The 22,693-nt window shown below is 67.5% G+C and carries 21 protein-coding genes; 8 read left to right on the top strand and 13 right to left on the bottom strand.

What is annotated here, in order from left to right:
• Positions 1–71: 71 nt before the first annotated feature.
• Positions 72–2,696, bottom strand: a complete 2,625-nt coding sequence (gene alaS / locus C5O79_RS11610) for an alanine--tRNA ligase (protein ID WP_046545438.1) — start codon at positions 2,694–2,696, stop codon at positions 72–74.
• Between the two features lie 279 nt (positions 2,697–2,975).
• On the opposite strand from alaS, the gene C5O79_RS11605 reads away from it, so the two are divergent.
• A complete protein-coding gene (locus tag C5O79_RS11605) occupies positions 2,976–4,196 on the top strand; it encodes a CaiB/BaiF CoA-transferase family protein (protein ID WP_039347854.1) in 1,221 nt (406 codons plus the stop codon).
• Positions 4,197–4,287: 91 nt separating this feature from the next.
• On the opposite strand, the gene C5O79_RS11600 is transcribed toward C5O79_RS11605, so the two are convergent.
• Both C5O79_RS11600 and C5O79_RS11595 read right to left on the bottom strand, forming a co-directional pair.
• Entirely contained in the window at positions 4,288–4,842 is a 555-nt protein-coding gene (locus tag C5O79_RS11600; RefSeq protein WP_046546320.1) for an alpha/beta hydrolase, read from the bottom strand.
• Between the two features lie 181 nt (positions 4,843–5,023).
• On the bottom strand, positions 5,024–5,233 hold the full coding sequence (locus C5O79_RS11595) for an ornithine acetyltransferase (protein WP_011351716.1): 210 nt from the start codon (positions 5,231–5,233) through the stop codon (positions 5,024–5,026).
• Positions 5,234–5,481: 248 nt separating this feature from the next.
• On the opposite strand from C5O79_RS11595, the gene C5O79_RS11590 reads away from it, so the two are divergent.
• Positions 5,482–7,191 (top strand): glutamine--tRNA ligase/YqeY domain fusion protein, encoded by a 1,710-nt coding sequence (locus C5O79_RS11590; RefSeq protein ID WP_039347445.1) that lies wholly within the window; start codon positions 5,482–5,484, stop codon positions 7,189–7,191.
• Between the two features lie 152 nt (positions 7,192–7,343).
• Here C5O79_RS11590 and C5O79_RS11585 read toward each other — a convergent pair whose 3' ends face one another.
• From C5O79_RS11585 to C5O79_RS11575, 3 genes are all read right to left on the bottom strand, one after another.
• Positions 7,344–7,814, bottom strand: a complete 471-nt coding sequence (locus C5O79_RS11585; RefSeq protein ID WP_046545436.1) for an NUDIX hydrolase — start codon at positions 7,812–7,814, stop codon at positions 7,344–7,346.
• Positions 7,815–7,825: 11 nt separating this feature from the next.
• Positions 7,826–8,212, bottom strand: a complete 387-nt coding sequence (locus tag C5O79_RS11580) for a hypothetical protein (RefSeq protein WP_122474529.1) — start codon at positions 8,210–8,212, stop codon at positions 7,826–7,828.
• A gap of 125 nt (positions 8,213–8,337) precedes the next feature.
• Positions 8,338–9,687: a cytochrome c peroxidase gene (locus tag C5O79_RS11575; protein WP_122473814.1), complete on the bottom strand. Its 1,350-nt coding sequence runs from the start codon at positions 9,685–9,687 to the stop codon at positions 8,338–8,340.
• 221 nt (positions 9,688–9,908) lie between these two features.
• Here C5O79_RS11575 and C5O79_RS11570 point away from each other — a divergent pair, with 221 nt between their 5' ends.
• A complete protein-coding gene (locus C5O79_RS11570; RefSeq protein ID WP_046545433.1) occupies positions 9,909–11,495 on the top strand; it encodes an acid phosphatase in 1,587 nt (528 codons plus the stop codon).
• 113 nt (positions 11,496–11,608) lie between these two features.
• Here C5O79_RS11570 and C5O79_RS11565 read toward each other — a convergent pair whose 3' ends face one another.
• From C5O79_RS11565 to C5O79_RS11540, 6 genes are read right to left on the bottom strand one after another with little or no spacing between them, the layout of a single operon-like run.
• Entirely contained in the window at positions 11,609–13,147 is a 1,539-nt protein-coding gene (locus tag C5O79_RS11565; RefSeq protein ID WP_046545432.1) for an alginate export family protein, read from the bottom strand.
• Positions 13,144–13,842 carry a YoaK family protein gene (locus C5O79_RS11560; protein ID WP_047850383.1) on the bottom strand — a complete coding sequence of 233 codons (699 nt, stop codon included), beginning with the start codon at positions 13,840–13,842 and terminating at the stop codon, positions 13,144–13,146. Before C5O79_RS11560 ends, C5O79_RS11565 begins: the two co-directional genes overlap by 4 nt.
• Positions 13,839–14,753, bottom strand: a complete 915-nt coding sequence (locus tag C5O79_RS11555) for a glyoxalase (RefSeq protein WP_122473812.1) — start codon at positions 14,751–14,753, stop codon at positions 13,839–13,841. The genes C5O79_RS11560 and C5O79_RS11555 overlap by 4 nt, the downstream gene beginning before the upstream one ends.
• Before the next feature lie 26 nt (positions 14,754–14,779).
• Complete coding sequence (locus tag C5O79_RS11550) at positions 14,780–15,232, bottom strand: DoxX family protein (protein WP_122473811.1); 453 nt, start codon at positions 15,230–15,232, stop codon at positions 14,780–14,782.
• 1 nt (position 15,233) lies between these two features.
• On the bottom strand, positions 15,234–17,126 hold the full coding sequence (locus C5O79_RS11545; RefSeq protein WP_131931377.1) for an amidohydrolase: 1,893 nt from the start codon (positions 17,124–17,126) through the stop codon (positions 15,234–15,236).
• Positions 17,127–17,145: 19 nt separating this feature from the next.
• Positions 17,146–17,313: a DUF1427 family protein gene (locus C5O79_RS11540; protein WP_046545427.1), complete on the bottom strand. Its 168-nt coding sequence runs from the start codon at positions 17,311–17,313 to the stop codon at positions 17,146–17,148.
• A gap of 99 nt (positions 17,314–17,412) precedes the next feature.
• Between C5O79_RS11540 and C5O79_RS11535 the strand changes: the two genes are divergently transcribed.
• Complete coding sequence (locus C5O79_RS11535) at positions 17,413–18,336, top strand: LysR family transcriptional regulator (protein ID WP_046546319.1); 924 nt, start codon at positions 17,413–17,415, stop codon at positions 18,334–18,336.
• Between the two features lie 99 nt (positions 18,337–18,435).
• Here the strand turns inward: C5O79_RS11535 and C5O79_RS11530 are convergent, their stop codons facing one another.
• Positions 18,436–19,122 (bottom strand): hydrolase, encoded by a 687-nt coding sequence (locus C5O79_RS11530; RefSeq protein WP_046545426.1) that lies wholly within the window; start codon positions 19,120–19,122, stop codon positions 18,436–18,438.
• A gap of 287 nt (positions 19,123–19,409) precedes the next feature.
• Here C5O79_RS11530 and C5O79_RS11525 point away from each other — a divergent pair, with 287 nt between their 5' ends.
• Genes C5O79_RS11525 through C5O79_RS11510 form a run of 4 tightly spaced genes read left to right on the top strand, consistent with a single transcriptional unit; the run spans position 19,410 to position 22,643 of the window.
• Positions 19,410–19,670, top strand: a complete 261-nt coding sequence (locus C5O79_RS11525) for a XapX domain-containing protein (RefSeq protein ID WP_046545425.1) — start codon at positions 19,410–19,412, stop codon at positions 19,668–19,670.
• A 25-nt stretch (positions 19,671–19,695) separates the two neighbouring features.
• The gene (locus tag C5O79_RS11520) at positions 19,696–21,276 is read left to right on the top strand and encodes a Na+/H+ antiporter (protein ID WP_039347480.1); all 1,581 of its coding nucleotides are present in this window, start codon (positions 19,696–19,698) and stop codon (positions 21,274–21,276) included.
• A gap of 58 nt (positions 21,277–21,334) precedes the next feature.
• Entirely contained in the window at positions 21,335–21,727 is a 393-nt protein-coding gene (locus C5O79_RS11515; RefSeq protein ID WP_046545423.1) for an OsmC family protein, read from the top strand.
• 31 nt (positions 21,728–21,758) lie between these two features.
• Complete coding sequence (locus C5O79_RS11510) at positions 21,759–22,643, top strand: pirin family protein (RefSeq protein WP_122473809.1); 885 nt, start codon at positions 21,759–21,761, stop codon at positions 22,641–22,643.
• Positions 22,644–22,693 lie beyond the last annotated feature (50 nt).

The following is a 22,693-nucleotide window of genomic DNA, read 5'->3' as shown; positions in this document are numbered from 1 at the left end:
GCCCATGCCGATCGGGTCTTTCTTATTTCAAGCGATGCCGCAACGAGGCGGCATCACATCGGTCGGAACGATCAGAGCCGCTCTTCGACCCAGCCCTTCACGCCAGCCAGCGCGCCCGGCAGGTTCGCCGGCTCGGTGCCGCCTGCCTGCGCCATGTCCGGACGGCCGCCACCCTTGCCGCCGACCTGCTGCGCGACGAAGTTCACGAGTTCGCCGGCCTTGACCTTCTTGCTCGCGTCGGGCGTGACACCCGCGATCAGGCTGACCTTGCCGCCTTCGACGGCCGCCAGCACGATCGCCGCGCTCTTCAGCTTGTCCTTCAGCTTGTCGACCGTTTCGCGCAACGTCTTCGCGTCGGCGCCGTCGAGCGTCGCGGCCAGCACGAACACGCCGCCGATTTCGACCGCCTGCTGCGCGAGCTCGTCGCCCTGGCTCGACGCGAGCTTCGACTTCAGCGCGCCCAGTTCCTTCTCGAGCGACTTCACCTGGTCCTGCACCTGCGCGATACGCTGCGTGAGCTCCGACGGCTGCGCCTTCAGCGCGGCCGCGGCTTCGTTCACGCGCGCGTCGAGTTCCTGCACGTAGCGCACCGCGTTGTCGCCGGTGATCGCCTCGACGCGGCGGATGCCGGCCGCGACGCCGCCTTCGACGACGATCTTGAACAAGCCGATGTCGCCGGTGCGGTGCACGTGCGTGCCGCCGCACAGTTCGCGCGAGAAGCCGAGGTCGAGCACGCGCACTTCATCGCCGTACTTCTCGCCGAACAGCGCCATCGCGCCACCCTTCACCGCTTCGTCGTACGGCATCACGCGCACGATGCCCGGCGCGTTGGCCAGGATTTCGTCGTTGACGATCTGCTCGACGCGACGGATTTCGTCGTCGGTCATCGGCGCGTTGTGCGCGAAGTCGAAACGGGTCTTTTCCGCGTCGACCAGCGAACCCTTCTGCTGCACGTGCGCGCCGAGCACTTCGCGCAAGGCCTTGTGCATCAGGTGGGTGGCCGAGTGGTTGCGCTGCGTGCGGGCGCGGCGATGCGCGTCGATTTCCGCGCGCAGCACGTCGCCCACTTTCAGCGTGCCCTGCTCCAGCGTGCCGTGATGGCCGATCACGTCGGCCTGCACCTTCAGCGTATCGGCCACCGCGAAGCGCGTCGCGGCGTTCGCGAGCACGCCCTGGTCGCCGATCTGGCCGCCCGATTCCGCGTAGAACGGCGTGTGGTCGAGCACGACGACCGCGTCCTGGCCGGCCTTCACTTCGTTGACCGACGAACCGTCGACGTACAGCGCGACGACCTTCGCGTCGTCGAACGCGATTTCTTCATAGCCGTGGAACGTGGTCTTCGCGCCCGTGTATTCGAGGCCCTGCGCGGCCTTGAACTTGCCGGCCGCACGGGCCTGCTCGCGCTGGCGCGCCATCGCGTCGTCGAATGCCGGCTCGTCGACCGTCATCCCGCGCTCGCGGCACACGTCGGCCGTGAGGTCGAGCGGGAAGCCGTAGGTGTCGTGCAGCTTGAACGCGAGTTCGCCGTCGAGCACCTTGCCGCCCTTCGCCTCGACGTCGGCCAGCGCGGCTTCGAGGATCGACATGCCGTGCTCGATCGTCTCGAAGAAGCGCTCTTCTTCCTGGCGCAGCACGTCGGTCACGCGCTGTTCGGCTTCCTTCAGCTCCGGGTAGGCCGTGCCCATCTCGGCGACGAGGTCGGCCACCAGCTTGTGGAAGAACGCGCCCTTGCGGCCGAGCTTGTAGCCGTGGCGGATCGCGCGGCGCACGATCCGGCGCAGCACGTAGCCGCGGCCTTCGTTGCCGGGAATCACGCCGTCGACGATCAGGAACGAGCATGCGCGAATGTGATCGGCGATCACCTTCAGCGAGTTGTTCGTGAGGTCGCTGATTTCGGTCACGCGCGCGGCGGCCTTGATCAGGTTCTGGAACAGGTCGATCTCGTAGTTGCTGTGCACGTGCTGCAGCACCGCGGCGAGACGCTCGAGGCCCATGCCGGTGTCGACCGACTGCTTCGGCAGGCGCGTCATGTTGCCCTGCGCGTCGCGGTTGAACTGCATGAACACGAGATTCCAGATCTCGATGTAGCGGTCGCCGTCTTCCTCTGGCGACCCCGGCGGGCCGCCCCACACGTCCGGGCCGTGGTCGTAGAAGATTTCGGTACACGGGCCGCACGGGCCGGTGTCGCCCATCGTCCAGAAGTTGTCCGACGCGTAGCGCGCGCCCTTGTTGTCGCCGATGCGGATGATGCGCTCGGTCGGCACGCCGACTTCCTTCGCCCAGATGTCGTAGGCCTCGTCGTCTTCCTGGTAGACCGTGACCCACAGCTTGTCCTTCGGCAGCTGGTAGACCGTGGTCAGCAGCTCCCACGCGAACTTGATCGCGTCGTGCTTGAAGTAGTCGCCGAACGAGAAGTTGCCGAGCATCTCGAAGAACGTGTGGTGGCGCGCCGTGTAGCCGACGTTCTCGAGGTCGTTGTGCTTGCCGCCCGCGCGCACGCTGCGCTGCGCCGTCGTGGCGCGCGAGTACGGACGCGGATCCGTGCCGAGGAACACGTCCTTGAACTGGACCATGCCCGAGTTCGTGAACATCAGCGTGGGGTCGTTACCGGGCACGAGGCTCGACGAGCGGACGATCGTGTGGCCCTTCGATTCGAAGAATTTGAGGAATTTCTCGCGGATTTCGGCAGCTTTCATGGCGTGCGGGGACAGTCTGGCAAAGACGGCTTCAAACGCCGGCGCCCTTGTCGGGGCGCGCGGCGGCATGGATTCGGAAACGATCGATTATACGGGATCGGGGCCCGCTTCCGGGCAAAGCGCCGGAAAGCGGCTCGGCCATCCGGCCGGCCCCGGGCGGCGCCTGTTTCCGCCGATAACGGGCTCCAGGCCACCCGTGCGGCCGATTCGCCTTAAGATGCTCGGCATGCCAACCGGCCTTGCCCGACAAGGCGAGCCATGAAAGGAGACGATTCGACGATGGGTGCCCTGAGCCATATCCGCGTGCTGGACCTCACCCGCGTGCTCGCGGGCCCGTGGTGCGCGCAGACGCTTGCCGATTTCGGCGCGGACGTGATCAAGGTCGAGCGCCCGGGCGCCGGCGACGACACGCGCCACTGGGGGCCGCCGTACCTGAAGGACGCGGACGGCGCGGATACCGCCGAGGCCGCGTACTACCTCGCGGCGAACCGCAACAAGCGCTCGGTGACGGTCGACATCGCCACGCCCGAGGGCCAGCAGATCGTGCGCGAGCTCGCCGCGCAGAGCGACGTCGTGCTCGAGAACTACAAGGTCGGCCAGTTGAAGAAATACGGGCTCGATTACGACTCGCTGCGCGCGGTGAAGCCCGACCTCGTCTACTGCTCGGTCACCGGCTTCGGCCAGACCGGCCCGTACGCGCACCGCGCGGGCTACGACTTCATCATCCAGGGGATCGGCGGCTTCATGAGCATCACCGGCGAGCGCGACGGCGAGCCGGGCGGCGGCCCACAGAAGGCCGGCGTCGCGATCGCCGACCTCGCGACCGGCCTCTACTCGACGATCGCGGTGCTCGCCGCGCTCGCGCACCGCGACCGGACCGGCGAAGGCCAGTACATCGACATGGCGCTGCTCGACGTGCAGGTCGCGCTGCTCGCGAACATGAACACCAACTTCCTCGCGAGCGGCAAGCCGCCGGTGCGCTGGGGCAACGCGCATCCGAACATCGTGCCGTACCAGACGTTCCAGACGCGCGACGGATGGATCATCGTCGCGGTCGGCAACGACGGGCAGTTCCGCAAGTTCGTCGAGGCCGGCGGCCGGCCCGAACTGGCGGATGACGAGCGTTTCGCGACGAATCCGTCGCGCGTGCGCCACCGCGACACGCTGGTGCCGATCCTCGCGGAGATGGTGAAGGCGCGCGACAAGGCCGACTGGATCGGCGCGCTCGAAGCGGCCGGCGTGCCGTGCGGCCCGATCAACGATCTCGACGAGGTGTTCGACAACGAGCAGGTCGTCGCGCGCGGGATGCAGGTATCGCTGCCGCACCCATGCGGCGCGGACGCGAAGCTCGTGCGCAACCCGATCCGGATGAGCGCGACGCCGCCCGAAGCACGCACGGCCCCGCCGCTGCTCGGCGCGCAGACCGATGACGTGCTGCGCGACATGCTCGGCTACGACGACGCGAAAATCGCCACGCTGCGGGCGAAACAGGCGATCTGAACGCGGCGGGTGGTGCCGGTGCCGGACCGCGTGGCATCGGCCTCGACCGCTGCCCCGCCCCGCGCGGTCGATCGCGCTCTCGATCGAGCCGTCAATCGCGACGGGCGAGCGCGTCGAGCCAGCCGCGCGCATCGGGCCAGTCGCCGAGCCCGCTGTCCGCGTTGATGTGGCCGCGCGGGCCGATATCGTGGAAGGCGCTGCCCCATGCGTTCGCGCAGTTTCGCGCGAACGCGAGCGAGCCATACGGATCGTCGCTGCTGGCGACGACGCAGGTCGGAAACGGCAGCCGTTCGTACGGCACGGGCCCGAAACCGTACGCGTCAGCCGGAAACGCGGGGCCGTCGGGATCGGGCAACGCGACGAGCAGCGCGCCGCGCACTTTGGCGAGCGCCGCCGGGCGCGCGTAGCGCGTCGCCCACCATGCGGTGGTCAGCGTACCGAGGCTGTGGCCGGCAATCAGCACCGGCCCGCGCGCGGCTTCGACCGCGCGATCGAGCGCGAGACACCAGCCGTTGCGGAACGCGCGGTCCCAGTCGGGCATCGCGACGCGCGAGAAGCGTGCGTCGGCACGCTCCCAGCGGCTCTGCCAGTGAAGCGGGCCCGAATTGGCGTAGCCCGGCAGGACGAGAACGGGTAAACGGCTCATGAAAAGTGCGTCGACGAGTGACATCGTTGTGGTGCGTCGGCGCAGTGTCGCACACCCGTTCCTCCCTGATGCTGCCTGTCTGATATCGGAAGGATGTGCGTGGATCGGGACGCGCTGAGCGCAGCGTCGCGACCGGACGTCAAGCCGCCGTTTTGCAGGCGGCTCGCGTCATGTCTGTCGGTCAGCGCACGTTCGCGCCGACGATGCCGCCTGCCGCGGCGCCGGCGACCGTGCCGAGCGGGCCGCCCGTGACCAGGTAGCCGAGCGCGCCGCCCGCGGCCGCGCCGATACCGGCATTGCGCTGCGTATGCGTCATGGCGCATGCGCCGAGTTGCGACAGGGCCGCGACGATCACGGCGGTACGAACGATAAACGTGGTCTTTTTCATCATGGTTTTTAGTTTCCTCCCGCCGCGCGGCATCCCGAACGGCGGCATTGAATCGGTGAAGCCATCATAGGCAACGCCAAACGGGCCGGGCAATCCGATTTACGTCGTGTTACAGCCGACACAATATCGAGATAATCGGTCGAAACCCGCCCCCGGCATGCCGCAAGCCGCGCGGGACGGACCCCGGTCAGGTAGAATCACGGGATTAAACCGGCGCGACGCGCGCGCCGACACAACCTGACGCCATCCGCATGAGCACCGAACGTAACGACGCCCCCGCGGCTTCCAATTTCATCCGCAACATCATCGACGACGACAACCGCACCGGCAAATGGGGCGGACGTGTCGAGACGCGCTTTCCGCCCGAGCCGAACGGCTATCTGCACATCGGCCATGCGAAGAGCATCTGCCTGAACTTCAGCGTCGCGCGCGACTACGGTGGCGTGTGCCACCTGCGCTTCGACGATACGAACCCGGAAAAGGAAAGCGTCGAGTACGTCGATTCGATCGTCGACGCGGTGCGCTGGCTCGGCTTCGACTGGCGCAAGGACGCGGTCGATCACCAGTACTTCGCGAGCGACTACTACGACAAGCTGTACGAGTTCGCCGAGCTGCTGATCCAGCGCGGCAAGGCCTATGTCGACAGCCAGAGCGCCGATGAAATGCGCGCGAACCGCGGCTCGCTGACGGAAGGCGGCAAGCCGTCGCCGTTCCGCGATCGCACGCCGGAAGAAAACCTCGACCTGTTCCGCCGCATGAAGGCCGGCGAGTTCAAGGAAGGCGAGCACGTGCTGCGCGCGAAGATCGACATGGCTTCGCCGAACATGAACATGCGCGACCCGGTGATCTACCGGATCCGCTACGCGCACCACTACCGCACCGGCGACGCATGGTGCGTGTACCCGATGTACGACTACACGCACTGCATCTCGGATGCGCTCGAAGGCATCACGCATTCGCTGTGCACGCTCGAATTCGAGGATCACCGCCCGCTGTACGACTGGGTGCTGAACGAACTCGCGGAAGCCGGCAAGTTCACGCGCCCGCTGCCGCAACAGATCGAATTCTCGCGACTGAACCTCACGTACGCGATCACCAGCAAGCGCAAGCTGCTGCAGCTCGTGACCGAAGGTCACGTCGACGGCTGGGACGACCCGCGGATGCCGACGATCGTCGGCGTGCGCCGCCGCGGCTTCACGCCGGAGAGCATCCACCTGTTCTGCGAGCGGATCGGCGTGACGAAGATCGACTCGTGGATCGACATGAGCATCTTCGAAGGCGCGCTGCGCGACGACCTCGACGACAAGGCGGCACGTACCGTCGCCGTGCTCGATCCGCTGAAGCTCGTGATCGACAACTATCCGGAAGACCTCGAGGAAGCGTGCACGGCGCCCGTGCACCCGCACCACCCGGATCGCGGCGTGCGCACGTTCCCGATCTCGCGCGAGCTGTGGATCGAGCGCGAGGACTTCGTCGAGAATCCGCCGAAGGGCTATTTCCGCCTGTTCCCGGGCAACAAGGTGCGCCTGCGCTACGGCTACGTGATCGAGTGCACGGGCTTCGACAAGGACGCCGACGGCAACGTGACGGCCGTGCACTGCAACTACTTCCCGGACAGCAAGTCGGGCACCGAAGGCGCGAACACGTACAAGGTCAAGGGCAACATCCACTGGGTCAGCGCGAAGCATGCGCAGCCGGCCGAAGTGCGGATCTACGACCGCCTGTTCAAGGAGCCGCATCCGGACGCGGGCGGCGCGAATTTCCTCGAGGCGCTGAATCCCGACTCGAAGAAGATCGTGCAGGCATACATCGAACCGGGCAACGACGACATCGCACCGGAAACGCGCCTGCAGTTCGAGCGTCACGGCTACTTCGTCGCCGATCGGGTCGATTCGAAACCGGGCAAGCCGGTGTTCAACCGGATCGTCGGGCTGCGCGACAGCTGGGGCAAGCCGGCTTGACGGCATGCTTCGCACGCGGCATGCGGCATGCGGCACGCGGCTTCGCAAGCCGCCGTCGCGTGACCATAAAAAAACCGGCCCCTGGGCCGGTTTTTTGTTGCGCGCTTCGAAGCGAAGCCGGGGCATGGTGCAGCGGAAGCCGCCGCCCTCGTTCAACTACCCATCAACCGCCGATGCAACTCCACCAGCGACAGCTTCGTGCGAAACAGCCGCGCGAGGCTGCGGCTCGCATACGCGTCGATGTCGGCGGGCAGGGTCCAGCGATACGCATCCATCTCGGGAATCATCGAGCCGTCGCGACGGCTCGGAAACAGCGACGTGCACGTACAGTGCGCGAGATCGACTTCGTCGTCGGCCACGCGCACCGCGAACAGGTGCAGATCCTTGTCGTGCCGGTATGCGAAGCGGCCAAGATCCAGCAGCCGATCGGCGCCGAACACGATGCCGGTTTCCTCGAGCAGTTCACGCAGCGCCGCGTCGGCCGGCGTCTCGCCCGGCTCGCCCTGCCCTTTCGGGATGTCCCAGTGCGTGGTATCCGTCGCGTGCGCGAGGAACACGCGGCCGGCCGCATCGAGGATCACGACGCCGCACGACACCGTGCGCGGCGCGGCACCCCGCTTCATCACGCGCGTGCTCAGCGTTTCTTCAGTTGCCACTTGCCCGCGTCGGTCTTGCAATAGACGGGCTTGAGCGTCATCGTCTGGCCCTTCGCGGTGATCTCGGTGGCGACTTCACGACAGGTCTTGCCGTCCGTCTCGGTCGTGGTCGGCGTGAGCTTCGCATCGATCTGCGTGCCGCGGCCGCTGCTCTGCCACGTCGTGGTCTCACCGTCCTTGCCTTCGTCGCGCACCTGCACGACCGCCTTGGACAGCGACGCGCGGTCGGTCTTGCTGAAGTAGCTGAGCGGCGTGTCGTTCAGGAAGTTCAGGTTGTTCTGCGCATGGGCAGGCAGCATCGCGGCTGCGCACGCGGCGCCGGCCAGCACGCGCGTGACGACGGAAAGGGATGCACGCATCGACATGTTGTTCTCCTTGGATGTTCGATCGAACGGCGCGTGCATGCCAGCGAACCGGGGGCCGGCCATCCGGCACGCACACTGCGCCTGTCAGCGAGCGAGGATAGCATGCGTGCCGTCGACGCCGCCTGCTAGTGACCGGCCGGCGCGGCCGTTTGCTGATATCCGTCAGTCAGCGTACCGAGGAACGCGATCACGTCCTTGATCTCGGCCGCGTTCAGCGCCGGCTGCTCGCCGCGCTTGCGATCGAACGGCGGCTCGCGGTTGATGTTCGGCCAGTAGCGCTTCGGCAGGTCGTCGTAGATCTGCACCTTGCCGTTCACGACCGGATAGATCTTCTCCGGATGGATGTCGCGCTCGACGTAGAAGCGCATCACGTCCTCCAGCGTGTGATACACGCCGTTGTGGAAGAACGTCTTGCGCAGCGCGACGTTGCGCAGCGACGGTGTGCGGAACAGCCCGCAGAATTCGTCGCGGCCCTTCAGGTCGGTACGCTCGGGGCCGCACGCGCCGAGATCGTGGAAACGCGGGTCGTGATTGACGGGCAGCGCGCGGTTGCGCGGCACCGCGATCGCGATCAGCCCGAAATCGCTGAACTGCGGCGGGCCGCCTTCGAGCGTGCGCTGACTCACGTGGCAGCTCGCGCAGTTGCCCTTCTTCTCGTCGTTGAACAGCTGCAGCCCGTGCAACTCCGCGGGCGTGAGCTGCGCGTGGCCGGCAAGGTACGCGTCGTACTTGCTCGTGTACGGATCGAAGAGCGCCGGCTGTTGCTGGAAGGCGTCGAGCGCGCGCAGCACCGCGTCGAACGTCGCCTGGTCGTCGCCGAGCACCTGGTCGCCGAATGCCTTGCGGAACGCGTCCGCATAAGGTGCGGCGCGAACCGCGTTCGCGACCGTTGCCGGCGAGCTGCTCATCTCGAACGGCGACGTGAGCGGAATGCGCGCCTGCGCGTCGCGCGTGTCGACGCGACCGTCCCAGGTCAGCCCGCCGGTCGGACCCGCGTCGATGCTTTCGTCCCCTTCGTCCGGCGAATCGTGGAAGTGCTCGCTGAACGGAGGAATGCCGCGCAGGTACTTCAACGACGGCACGGCACGAAAGCCGGTGCGGTGCATGTCGTCGCCGCCGAGCTGCACCGACAGCGCGTTCGGCGGCCCGAACGCATGCTCGGCGCTGTGGCACGACGCGCATGCGAGCTTGCCGGAGCCCGACAGCGAAGGATCGAAGAACAGCCGCTTGCCGAGCGCCGTCATCTGCTTGACGCCCTCGAATACCTGCGCGCGCGTCTGCGGCTGGCCGGCCGGCGCGACCGCGGGAGCGGCCGGGGCCGCTTGCGCCGCCGGCACGACGGACGCGGCCGGCGCATTCGCGCCGGAACGTGCATCGCAACCGGCGAGCGCCGCGAGCCCGGCGGCCAGCGCCAGCGCGGCCGCGGCAGGGGTCAACGATCGCGCGAATGCGAGGGGTTTCAGAAGGCTGTGCATCGTCGTTCTTCTTGTAGCGGTGGGCAATCGGCCGGAGCTTATGTCAGTTCCATGACCGTTGCATGACGTTCAACCGACAGTTAATTGAAAGCGCCCCTACACCCGGCTGTCAAATCGGTTCCAGATAATGCGCGCAGCCGGTCGGTGCCTCGCAGTGGCTGCACCGGCCGTACGTCAACCCGGTTCCCACACGCGACAAACGACGAAAGAGAGAACATCGCATGAAGAAGCACGCCTGGATTCGCTATACGCCGATCGCCCTCGCGGCCGCGCTCAGCCTGACCGCCTGCGGCGGCGACGATGTCACGCAGCAAGGCCTGTCGGCCGTCAAGAACGTCGTCGTGATCTACGCGGAAAACCGCAGCTTCGACAACCTGTATGGCAACTTCCCCGGCGCGAACGGCCTGCAGAACGCAACGGCCGCGAACTCGGTGCAAAAGGATCGCGACGGCTCGACGATGGCGACGCTGCCGAAGATCTGGGGTGGCCTGACCGCGACCGGCATCACGCCGGCGGTGACCGAGGCGATGACGGCGAACCTGCCGAACACGCCGTTCGCGATCGACGATCCGAAAGGCTTCAACCAGTCGATGAGCATCGCGACGCGCGACATCGTGCACCGCTTCTACCAGGACCAGATGCAGATCAACGGCGGCAAGAACGACATGTATGCCGCGTGGACCGATGCGGGCGGCCTGACGATGGGCCACTACACCGCCGATCCGTCGAAGCTGCCGCTGTGGAAGATCGCGCAGCAGTACGTGCTGGCCGACAACTTCTTCATGGGTGCGTTCGGCGGCTCGTTCCTGAACCACCAGTACCTGATCTGCGCGTGCGCGCCGTTCTATGCGAACGCGGACAAGAGCCCTGCGGCCGGCAAGATCGCAGTCCTGAACGCCGACGGCAAGTCGCTGAAGGTCGCCGCGAACTCGCCGGCCTCGGCGCTGAGCGGCGCGCCGAAGTTCGTCAACGACGGCGCGCTGACGCCGGACTTCTACGGCGTCAACACGATGCAGCCGGCGTACCAGCCGAGCGGCAACAAGGCGGCCACGGGCGGCGATCCGCTGCTCGCCGACCCGGCCAATCCGTCGACGATGCCGCCGCAGACGGCGACCAACATCGGCGACCTGATGACCAGCGCGGGCGTGTCGTGGGCGTGGTACAGCGGCGCGTGGGGCCAGGCGCTGCAGGCGAGCCAGAACGGCACGTCGAACGTGATCTACGGTGCCGATCTGTCGACGCCGAACTTCCAGCCGCACCACCAGCCGTTCAACTACTTCGCGAACCAGGCGCCGGGCACCGCAAGCCGCGCGCAGCACCTGCTCGACGGCGGCGCGAACGGCGCCGAGTTCATCAAGGCGATCGACGCGGGCACGCTGCCGCAGGTCACGTTCTACAAGCCGCAGGGCAACCTGAACGAGCACCCGGGCTATACGGACGTCACCTCCGGCGACCAGCACATCGCCGACGTGATCGCGCACCTGCAGGCAAGCCCGCAGTGGAAGAACATGGTCGTGGTCGTCACGTACGACGAAAACGGCGGCTTCTGGGATCATGCCGCGCCGCCGACCGCCGACCGCTGGGGCCCCGGCACCCGCATTCCGGCGCTGATCGTGTCGCCGTACGCGAAGAAGGGCTTCGTCGACCACACGCTGTACGACACCGGGTCGATCCTGCGCTTCATCACGCGCCGCTTCTCGCTGCCGCGCCTCGCGGGCCTGCAACAGCGCGACGACGCGCTGAAGGCCAACGGCGCGCAGCCGATGGGCGACCTGACGAACGCACTGCAACTGTCGCCGAACCTGTAACGGCATCGCCATCACCGCGAGCGGGCTGGCCACGCCGCCGGCCCGGACGAACGAAGGGCCGCCCCGCGGGGCTGCCCTTTTTCATGCCGTGTGCGGGTTGCCGCGCGCCGCCGTCACCAGCCGTACTTCAGCTCGACGCCGACATAGTCGGCATTGTGCCCGCCCGCCTGGCGGATCGCATCGCCGACCTGGAAATGCACGGCCTCGATCGCACCGATCAGGTTCGCGGCGATCGTCCAGTCCGCGCGCAACTGCACGTACATCCCGGTCCACAGCCCGCCCTTGCCCGCCGTGCCCGGCACCGGGATGTTCGGCTGCTGATAGACGGCGTCGCCGGTCGTCTCGCGCCACTGGAAGCCGAGCGCACCGAGCAGCGACAGGTTCGCCGACGGCTTCAGCGTCACGGACGGCTTCACGTGAATCAGGTTCGCGTAACTCGTATAGCCGGCCAGCGTGAAGTAATAGCCGTTCGGAAACAGCGGGTTGAAGGTGCTCACGCGGCCGTCGTGCGGATGCCGGTCGCCCGACGCCGCGTCGACCTGCAGCGCGATGCGCGGCGACCACGGCGCATCGAGCTTGTAGCCGGCGATCGAACCGACGGCCCACGCCCCGATCGTCGCGTTGCCGACCGTGCCGGTCTGCAGCATCGTTTCGAGATCCCAGTCGAAGCGCCCCAGTGTGCCCGTGTAGCGCACGTCCCACACGTCGCGATGCTCGGGACCGCTCGCGTCGAGGAACCGCGCGTTGTTGCGGTTGTAGCGCGACCAATAGCCGGACAGGTCGCCCGGCCCGACCGACTGCCGCTCGAAGCGCACGCCGCTGAACGTGAGATCGCGATTCGACACGTCGTCGAAATCGGACGCATTGCGGTTCTGCACCGGCTGCGTCGCATAGCCGATGAAGCGCCACTTCTCGTACTCGTACACGGCCCAGACCGCATCGAACGCCTGCCGCACGTTCGGGCCGTCGCGCGTGGCGATGAAACGCTGCAAGTCGAACGCCATCTCCTGCCGGCCGACGCGGAACTTGAACGTGCCGCCGCCGAGCGCGCCCGTGTAGGTCGCGAACGCCTGCTCGAGATCGAGCGGGTTCTTGTCGACCGGCGACACCGTGTTCTTGCCGAACGCGCGGGCGTCCTGCAACTGCACGAAGAACTGCCAGTGCTGGCCGAGATGCGCATCGGCATGCACTTCGACGCGCTGGATCAGGTACGTATCCGATTGCGCGGAGCCGATCCCGAACAGCGGCGCGTCATTGGTCTCGAGACGCTCGCGCAGGTTCACGCCGAGCGACAGATAGGAGGCCGGATCGTTGCCGAGCGGAATGTACTTCAATCCGTCGAGCGGCGCGCGCGGCACGCACGGATTCGCGAGCACCGACCAGTCCTCCTGCCAGCGGTTGAACAGCACCACGGGGCGCTTGGCCGTGCAGGTCGATGCGGCAGCGGCGGTTGTGGTTGCCGATGTCGTTGGCGTTGCCGATGACGCGGCCGGCGCCGGCTCCTGCACCGGCGTGGAAGCCGGCGTCGATGCCGCCGCCGTTTGCGCGCATGCCGCGTCGGCGCCCGCGAGCAGCAGCCCCGCGACGATCGACATGCGCGCGGCCCGTGCGGCGTGCCGGCCGTGATGTCTCCTCCCGCCCCGCTCGATCATGCGCGCTCCTGTGTGGTGGTACCCGCCGTTGGTGCCGCGCACAGGGCAAGCGTCGCGAGCGCGCCGACCGGCGCGAGCAGCGCGAGGAACCCGACGAAGCGGAACCCGAGCGCGCCGCATGCGGCGCCGAGCGCGAACGCGACGATCGCCGGCAGCATCTTGCCGAAGCGCGCCCGCGCCGCCGCGCGCGCGGCGTCGGCGGTGCCGGCCGACAGCAGGTCGACCGCGTCGAGGATCGCCTGCGTCACGTTGCCGGTCATCACCGTGTTCGGCACGCCGCCGGCGCGCGCAATCACGCGCGGATGTGCGTTCTGCACGCCCATCGCGAACGTGCCGACGATGCCGGCCACGAGCGCCGAAAGGCTGTCGGGCTGCGTGACGGGCGTCGCCCACACGCCGGCCGCGCAGAAACCGAGCAGCAGCACGGCCTGCACCGCATGCAGCGTGCGCGTGCCCTGCCAGGCGGGCCGCCCGGACATCGCCCGCGCGATCAGGCTGCTCGCGATCACGCCGCACACGAACGCGGGAAACACACTGAGCTTCAACACGACACCCTGGCCGAAGCCCGCGATACCCGCGCCGATCAGCACGAAGTTGCCCGTCACGTGCGCCGTGAACAGCCCGAACAGCGCGACGAAGCTCAGCGTGTCGACGAAGCCGGCCACCGCGGCAAGGATCGTGTCCTCGTGCTTCATCGCGCCGCGCTCGCGTGGATTTCGGCGACGTAGCCGCCAGGGAACTGCACGAGCGCCGCGTCGCGGCCGTCCGACGTGAACGGCGGCACGAGCACGGTCACGCCGGCTGCCTTGGCCTTCTCCAGCGTCGCGCCGAGATCATGCACTTCGTAGCCGGTCATCTCGCGGCCGAACGGGTAAGGCAGGTGGCCGTCGGTCACGAGCACGGTCATCTTGCCGAAGCCCGATTCGATGCGGATGCGGCGGTACGTGTCGTTCGGCCGGCCGATCTCGATGCCCGGCGCCTTGAGGGTGTCGGACACCACCTTGCCGTTCGAGAATTTCACGAAATCGTGAACCAGCTTGTGCACGCTTTCCGGCGATACGTACACGCGGTTCTCGGGCACCGTCTCCAGCGCGTCGTAACGCGGCGCTTCGGTATGCCAATAGAGTTGCATGTTCAGGGTGCCGGCCCAGCGGATGATCGCGTCGCGCCCGATCGGATCGGGAAACGTGTCGACGATCACGTCCGCGCCGTGCGCGCGCGCCGTCTTCATCGCGACGTCCATGTCGGTGACGAGATAGCCGGTGCGCTCCGAGCAGAACGGATACGGGATCGGCGTCTTGAAGCCGAACACCGAGATCGTGCCGACCGGTGTGAGCACGAGCTGCGACATCGTCTGGCTCGGCGTGGGCGTGACCTGGAACACGCCCTGCTTCGACTTCCTGCCGCCGAACGTCGCGACGAAGCTGTCGGTGAAGCGGTCGAAGTCTTCCGGTGCCACGCACACGTGCGTCGTGTCGTATTGCGGGCCGACGGCCACCGTCGGCGTGGCCGCCGGCGGCACCGGCGGCTTCGCGAACGCCACCGGCGCGACGGCAAGACCGCCCGCGAGCAACGCGGCGAGCAGCACGGAACGAATGGATTTCATCACGGGATTTCCTGGTTGTTGCATTGTCATCGGATGGAGCGGCCGTCATCGGCCGGTTGCCGTGCATCGTCGAGCACGGTCGCAAGCACGAGGGCCGCGATCAGCCCAAGATGCTCGAAAAAGCTGTTGAGCGCCATGAAATGTTCGGCACCCGAATGGTTCCAGAAATCGTTCGCCACGACCATCGCGACCAGCGTCAGCATGCCGAGCGCGCCGGCGCCGAGCCACGTGAAGCGGCGAAACACCACGCACGACGAGCCGACGATCTCGACCACGATCGCCAGCGCCGCCCACAGCGCGGCCGGCTGCAGGCCGAAATGCGCCTGCTCGGCCACCGCGTCGCCGAAGTGCATCGCCTTGTTGACGCCGCCGATGAGGAACGCGGAAACGAGCGCCAGACGCGCGAGCGGCAGGACCCACGGCTGCGACAGCAGCGCGCGGATCCATGCAGGGTTGCCATGGGCTGTGCGCGCCGTCATGTCAGACCGCCCAGCACGAGCAGCCGAACGCGCCCCAGAAGCCCTTCGCGTCAGACGTCGGCAACGCGCGGCTCCACGCGCCGGCATGCGCATGGCCGTGCATGCCGCACGCGCTCGCGCAGCCGCACATCGCCGCGGCGGCCGCCGCGCGCTGCAGCGGTGCGCCATCGCGCTGCGTCGCGCCCCAGCCACCGTAGCCGCCGTAGGCGCGCACCGGCGACCAGTCCGGCATCGCCGGCGGAATCTGCGCGTCGTGCGACGCGAACGGCCCCGCCCCCCACACGATCCGGCCGCCCACCACCGTCAGCAGCGCCGTCGTATCGACGATATCGTCCTCCGCGCACGTGAAGAAATCGCGATCCGGGACCATCAGGTCGGCCAGTTGCCCGACCGCGATGCGCCCTTTCTTGCCCTCTTCGTTCGAGAACCACGTCACGTACTCGGTCCACATCCGCAGCGCGGTCTCGCGATCGAGCAGGTTGCGCTGCGGATACAGGCGCATCCCGCCGACCGTCTTGCCCGTCACCAGCCATGCGAGCGACACCCACGGGTTGTACGACGCCACGCGCGTCGCGTCGGTGCCGGCCGACACCTTGAGGCCTTTCGACAGCATCTTCGCGACCGGCGGCGTCGCTTCGGCCGCCTGCGCACCGTAGCGCTCGACGAAGTACTCGCCCTGGTACGCCATCCGGTGCTGCACCGCGATGCCGCCGCCCAGCGCCGCGATCCGGTCCATCGACTTCTCGGAGATCGTTTCCGCGTGATCGAAGAACCAGTTCAGCCCTTCGAGCGGGATGTCCTCGTTGACCTTCTCGAACACGTCGAGCGCGCGGCTGATCGTTTCGTCGTAGGTCGCATGCATGCGCCACGGCCAGCGGTTCTGCGCAAGCACACGCACGACGCCTTCGAGATCGTCTTCCATCTGCGCCGGCAGGTCCGGACGCGCGACGCGGAAATCCTCGAAGTCGGCTGCCGAGAACACCAGCATCTCGCCAGCGCCGTTGTGACGGAAGTAATCGGTGCCGTCGTGGTACTTGCTGCTCTTCGTCCAGTTGACGAAGTCTTCCTTCTCCGCGTTCGGCTTCTGCGTGAACAGGTTGTACGCGATGCGGATCGTCATCTCGCCCGCGTCATGCAGCTTGCGGATCACTTCGTAATCGTCGGGGTAATTCTGCGAGCCGCCGCCCGCATCGATCACGCCCGTCACGCCGAGCCGGTTCAGCTCGCGCATGAAGTGACGCGTCGAGTTGTACTGATATTCGAACGGCAGCTTCGGGCCTTTCGCGAGCGTCGCGTAGAGGATCGTCGCGTTCGGGTTCGCAAGCAGCAGGCCCGTCGGATTGCCCGCGGCGTCGCGCAGGATCGTGCCGCCCGGCGGCTCCGGCGTGTCCTTCGTATAACCCACGACACGCAGCGCGGCCGCGTTCAGCAGCGCACGGTCGTACAAATGCAGGATGAACACCGGCGTATCGGGCGCGACCGCGTTGAGCTCGTCGATCGTCGGCAGGCGCTTCTCGGCGAACTGGTGTTCGGTGAAGCCGCCGACCACGCGCACCCACTGCGGCGCCGGCGTGATCGCGACCTGCTGCTTGAGCATCTCCATCGCGACCGCGAGCGAACGTACGCCGTCCCAGCGCAGCTCCATGTTGTAGTTCAGGCCGCCACGGATCACGTGGCAATGGTTGTCGGTCAGGCCCGGCAGCGCCGGGCGGCAGCCGAGGTCGACCACCTTCGTCGCGCGGCCCGCGAGCGGCACGATCTCCGCGTCGCTGCCGACCGCGACGAAGCGGCCATCCTTGATCGCGACCGCGGTGGCGACGGGGTTCGCCCGGTCGAGCGTCGTGATGCGTCCGTTGTGCAGGATCAGATCCGGCTGATTATCAGTTGCACTCATTAAAATGTCCTCGATGCGGTCAGAAGCCGAGCCAGTGGCGGATGGAGCCGATGGCCTGCGAGCCGATCAGCATGCCGGCGAGGCCGATCAGCGCAATGAGCGGCGGCGCCGGCGAGCGCACCTTGATCACGCTGTACACGATGCCGATCAGCACACCGGCCGACAGCGACAATAGATAAGATTCCATAACGATTATTCTCCCCGGCCGGATTAGAATGAGCCGCATCGCGCCGGCCGCATGCTGCGCCGCCGCATCCACTTCGCTTCCCTGCCACTCTGTCCGACCATGCAACACCTTCCTGATCTCGAAGCCTGGGCCATCTTCGCGCGCGTCGCGGAGCTCGGTTCGTTCGCCAAAGCCGCTGAGCTCCTCGGCGTGTCGCAACCGACCGTCTCGAAGGCGATCGCGCGCCTCGAAAAGCGCCTCGGCGCGATGCTGCTGTACCGCACGTCGCGCAAGCTGTCGCTCACGCCGACCGGCGAACTGCTGCGCGACCGTGCGATCCGCCTGCTCGCCGATGCGGAACTGATCGAGAGCGAGGCGTCCGCGCAGGCGCTCGAACCGCACGGCCTCGTGCGCGTGAATGCGCCGATGTCGTTCGGGCTGCACCACCTGTCGCCGGTACTGCCCGCGTTTCTCGAACGCTATCCGCGCGTCGACATCGACCTCGTGCTCACCGACCACATCGTCGACATCGTGTCCGGCGGGTTCGACGTCGCGATCCGGATCGCCGAGCTGAGCGATTCGTCGCTGCGCTCGCGCCGCCTGTGCGCGGTGCGCCGTCCGCTCGTCGCGTCGCCGGCGTATCTGGCCCGGCATGGCCGGCCCACGCATCCGCGCGACATCGAGAAGCACGTGTGCCTCACCTACACCAACCTGCCGACGCCCGAGCACTGGCGCTTTCGCCATCCGGCCTCGGGCGACGAATTCGGCGTGAACGTGCACGGACGCATCCGCACCAACAACGCCGACGTGATCGTCCCCGCACTGATCGCCGGCCACGGCCTCGCGCTTCAGCCCGAGTTCCTGGTGTGGGACGAACTGCAGCGCGGCATACTCGAGGAAGTCATGCATGACTGGAGGATCGCCGACGTCAACGTCAACCTGATGACGCCGCCCGGCATGCTGCGTGCCGCGCGCGTGACGGTGCTGCTCGATTTCCTCGCCGAACATTTCTCGCACGCGCCGTGGGCGCTGCCCGCGGCCTGAGCGGGCGGCGGCCGGCGGATCGCCACGGGCCGCCGCTTGCATCGGACGCATTGCCCGCAGCCGGTCGCCCGCCGCCGGTCGCCCGCAGCCGGTCGCCCGTTACTTCGCCGGCACGGCCGGGATCGACTCGTGCGGCGTCGCGGTACGCTGCGCGGCCTTGTGAACCATCGTGTACGCGTAGTCGACGCCCATCCCGTACGCGCCCGAATGCTCCTTCACGACCGCCATCACCGCGTCGTACGTGTCGCGACGCGCCCAGTCGCGCTGCCACTCGAGAATGACCTGCTGCCAGGTCACGGGCACCGCGCCGGCCTGCACCATTCGCTGCATCGCGAAATCGTGCGCGGCCTGCGACGTGCCGCCCGATGCGTCGGCCACCATGTAGATCTCGTAACCGCCTTCGAGCATCGCGCACAGCGCGAACGTCGTATTGCAGACTTCGGTCCACAGACCCGACACGATCACCTTCTTGCGGCCGTTCGCGGCCAGTGCGTCGCGCACCTTCTGGTCGTCCCACGAGTTCATCGACGTGCGTTCGAGCGTCTTCTGGTTCGGGAAGACGTCGAGCAGTTCGGGATAGGTATGACCGGAGAACGCCTCGGTCTCGACCGTCGTGATCGTGGTCGGGATATTGAACGCCTTCGCGGCCTTCGCGAGGCCGACGACGTTGTTCTTCAGCGTCTGGCGATCGATCGACTGCACACCGAACGCCATCTGCGGCTGTTGGTCGATGAAGATCAGCTGGCTGTTCTGCGGAGTAAGTACTTCGAGCTTCGGGTTGCTCATGGCGTGATCATCCTTGGAGCGGAAAGGGGAATCTTGCCTCGCCGCGAACGCGGGAGGATTCGAGTTGGGTACGACGCTTGATCTGCTTCGTCCGTCTCGATTCATTAAAACCGCAATCCTCTGATACGAACATCCAAAAAATGGAATCACTCGGATTCCAGAATAGGTGGTCGCCCAAGGGCAATCCGCCCTTTTTTTCTGCACGTAAACCCGATACGCTTCGAGAGACCTCGACGATGCACTCGTCGCCACCCGTCGTTCGATCACGAGACCTCGAGACGCCCATCATGAAAGCCTATGTCCTGTCGCTGCTCGCCGGCGTCCTCGCCGGCGCCATCTACGGCGCGATCGGCGTGAATTCGCCGGCCCCGCCGATCATCGCGCTCACCGGCCTGCTCGGCATGCTCGCCGGCGAACAGATCCTGCCGGTCGCGCGACGCATGCTCGCGGGCCACCGGCTGAATACCGCATGGCGCGACGCGAAGTGCAGCCAGCACATGTTCGGCGCGCTGCCCGGCGGCACCACGAACGACCGCAAGCCGTCGTGATGCAATCGCTCATCACCTACCGCGCATGACCAACGTCGAGCTGTTCCATTACCTGCTGCTGTTGATCTGCGGTGCCGGCGCGCTCACGTGGCTCGCCGAACGGATTTCGATTCCGCCGGCCGTCGTGCTGCTGCTCGGCGGCTGCGTGGTCGCAGTGGCCGGCAAGCGCGTACCCGACATGGACCCGGCGCTGCTGCTCGCGGCCGTGCTGCCGCCGCTGCTGATGTCGAGCGGGTTCTACACCGCGTGGAAGGAATTCCGGCAGGAGCTTGCGTCGATCGCATCGCTCGCGCTCGGCGCGGTGGTGTTCACGACTGTCGCGGTCGCGTTCGCCGTGCATGCGGTGAACCCGGCGCTGCCATGGGCCGCCTGCTTCACGCTCGGTGCGATCGTGTCGCCGCCCGATGCAGTCGCCGCGAAGGCGATCCTGCAGCGCCACCCGCTGCCCGCGCGGCTCGTCGCGGTGCTCGAAGGCGAAAGCCTCGTCAACGATGCGTCGGGCCTGCTGCTGTACCAGATGGCCGTGTCGGCCGCGCTCGCCGTGTCGATCACGGCCGCGAGCGCCACCGGCCTGTTCTTCTCGCTCACGCTGATCGGCATCGCGGTCGGCCTCGCGTGCGGCCATGCGATGAGCTGGGTGCTGCCGCGCCTGCGCGATCCGATGCTCGGCATCGTCGTGACCTTCGCGATGGCGTGGGGCAGCTACGGGATCGCGGAAGCCGTCGACGGCTCGGGCGTGCTGTCGGTCGTTACCTGCGGCCTCGTGCTCGGCGTGCGCCAGCATCGCGTATTCGACGCCGACATGCGGATCAAGGCGAAGGCGACCTGGGAAGCGATCGTGTTCGTGCTCGACGCGCTCGTGTTCATCCTGATCGGCCTCGCGCTGCATGCGATCCTCGCGCGCGTGAACCACGAAGGCGCGGTGCTGATGGCCGGCCTGCGCGTCGCACTGCCCGCCACCGCCGCGGCGATCGCCGCGCGCATCGTGTGGGTGTTCGTCGCGATGTGGCTGCCGGGCCGCCTGCGCGCGCCGCGTGCCGGCCGCGCGCCGTGGTCGTGGCGCGAAGCCGTCGTGCTCGGCTGGTCGGGCATGCGCGGTGTCGTGAGCCTCGCGGCCGCGATCGCGCTGCCCGCCAATTTCCCCGGCCGCGACCTGATCCTGTTCAGCACGTTCCTGCTGATCATCGCCACGCTCGTCGTGCAGGGCGGCACGCTCGCGCCGCTGATCCGCGTGCTGAAGCTGCGCCCGGCCGCGCGGCATACGATGTCGGAGCATGCGGTGCGCGCGCATACGTTCGGCGCGGCGCTCGCCGAGCTCGACGCGCGCGAGCAGCGCGGCTCGACCCTCGAACGCGCGTCGCTCGACCGGCTGCTGACCGAATACCGCAGCCGCGTCGCGTTCAACGAACGCGCGCACCGCGACGGCGCGCAGCCTGCGGACGTGCGCGCGCGAATGCTGCGCGTCGAGCTCGAGCTGGTGGGCGTGTCGCGCGACGCGCTGCTCGACCTGCATCGCGACGGCCGGGTCGACGACGCAGTGCTGCACCGCATAGAATCCGAGCTGGATTTCGAGGAACTGCGGCTGCAGCGCCTGCTCGAACCCTGAGCGTGCGGCGATGCATGGCCGCACGCCAGCCGATCCCCCTTCCCCACATGGAATTGCAATGAGCGAACTGTCCGTCGAAGCGAGCATCGGCTCGGTCGATTACCTGGTCCATTTCACCGACGGCGTCCATCAGTGGCGTGCCGACGAACCCGCATCGCTCGGCGGCGGCGATACCGCGCCGACGCCCGTCGCGCTGCTGTTGTCGAGCCTCGGCGCATGCACCGCGATCACGCTGAAGATGTATGCGCAGCGCAAGGGCTGGCCGCTCACCGAAGTGCACGTGAAGCTCGCGCACGAATCGGGCAGCGCGGGCAGCACGATCGTGCGCCGCATCACGCTCGAAGGCGACCTGTCCGGCGAACAGCGCGAGCGCCTGCTGCAGATCGCGAACGCGTGCCCGGTGCACAAGATCCTCACGCATCCGATCACCATCGACACGGCGATCGCCTGACGCGCCTCGCCCCGACTACAAGATCCCCACCATGTCCGCCTCGATCAAGACCCTGCTCACGCCGCGCGAAAGCGACATCGGCAACCTCGTCGTGCGCCGCGTGCTGCCCGCGCGCGCCGCCCGCCTCGTCGGCCCGTTCATCTTCTTCGACGAGATGGGGCCGGCCGTGCTGCCGGCCGGCAGCGGCATCGATGTACTGCCGCATCCGCACATCGGCCTCGCGACCGTCACCTACCTGTTCGACGGTTCGCTGATGCACCACGACAGCCTCGGCTTCCGGCAGAAGATCGTGCCGGGCGACGTGAACTGGATGACCGCCGGCCGCGGCATCGTGCACTCGGAGCGCTCGCCCGACGAAGACCGGCCGCTCGATCAGCCGGTCCACGGGATCCAGACCTGGGTCGCGCTGCCGGTCGAGCATGAAGACACCGCGCCCGCGTTCGTCCATCATGCGGCCGACACGCTGCCGTCGTTCACGCGCGAGGGTGCGAGCGTGCGCGTGATAGCGGGCAGCGCGTTCGGGCTCACGTCGCCGGTCGCCGTGTTCTCGCCCACGCTTTATGCCTATGCGGAACTCGCTGCAGGCGGCACGCTGGCGCTCGATGCGGAACACGACGAACGCGGCGTGTATCTCGTCGACGGCGATCTCTCGATCGACGGTACGCCGCTCGCTGCCGCGACGATGGCCGTGCTGGAGCCGGGCGCGACCGTGGCGCTGGCGAGCATGAACGGCGCACGCGTGATGCTGCTCGGCGGCGCCCATCTGCCGGGCGAGCGGTTCATCGAATGGAATTTCGTGTCGAGCGCGCGCGCGAAGATCGATGCGGCTCGTGCGGCGTGGGCCGATCAGACCTTCGGCAAGGTGCCGGGCGAAGAAAACGAGTGGACGCGCCAGCCGGAACGCAAGGCGCAGTAAGGTAACGAGGCGCAGCAAGCAGGTTCGCCCGCAGGCAAGCAACGCAACGG

The organism is Burkholderia sp. SRS-25 (assembly GCF_004343765.1).
GTDB classification, from domain to species: Bacteria; Pseudomonadota; Gammaproteobacteria; order Burkholderiales; family Burkholderiaceae; genus Burkholderia; species Burkholderia contaminans.
This window is presented reverse-complemented; position numbering and strand designations above follow the sequence as displayed.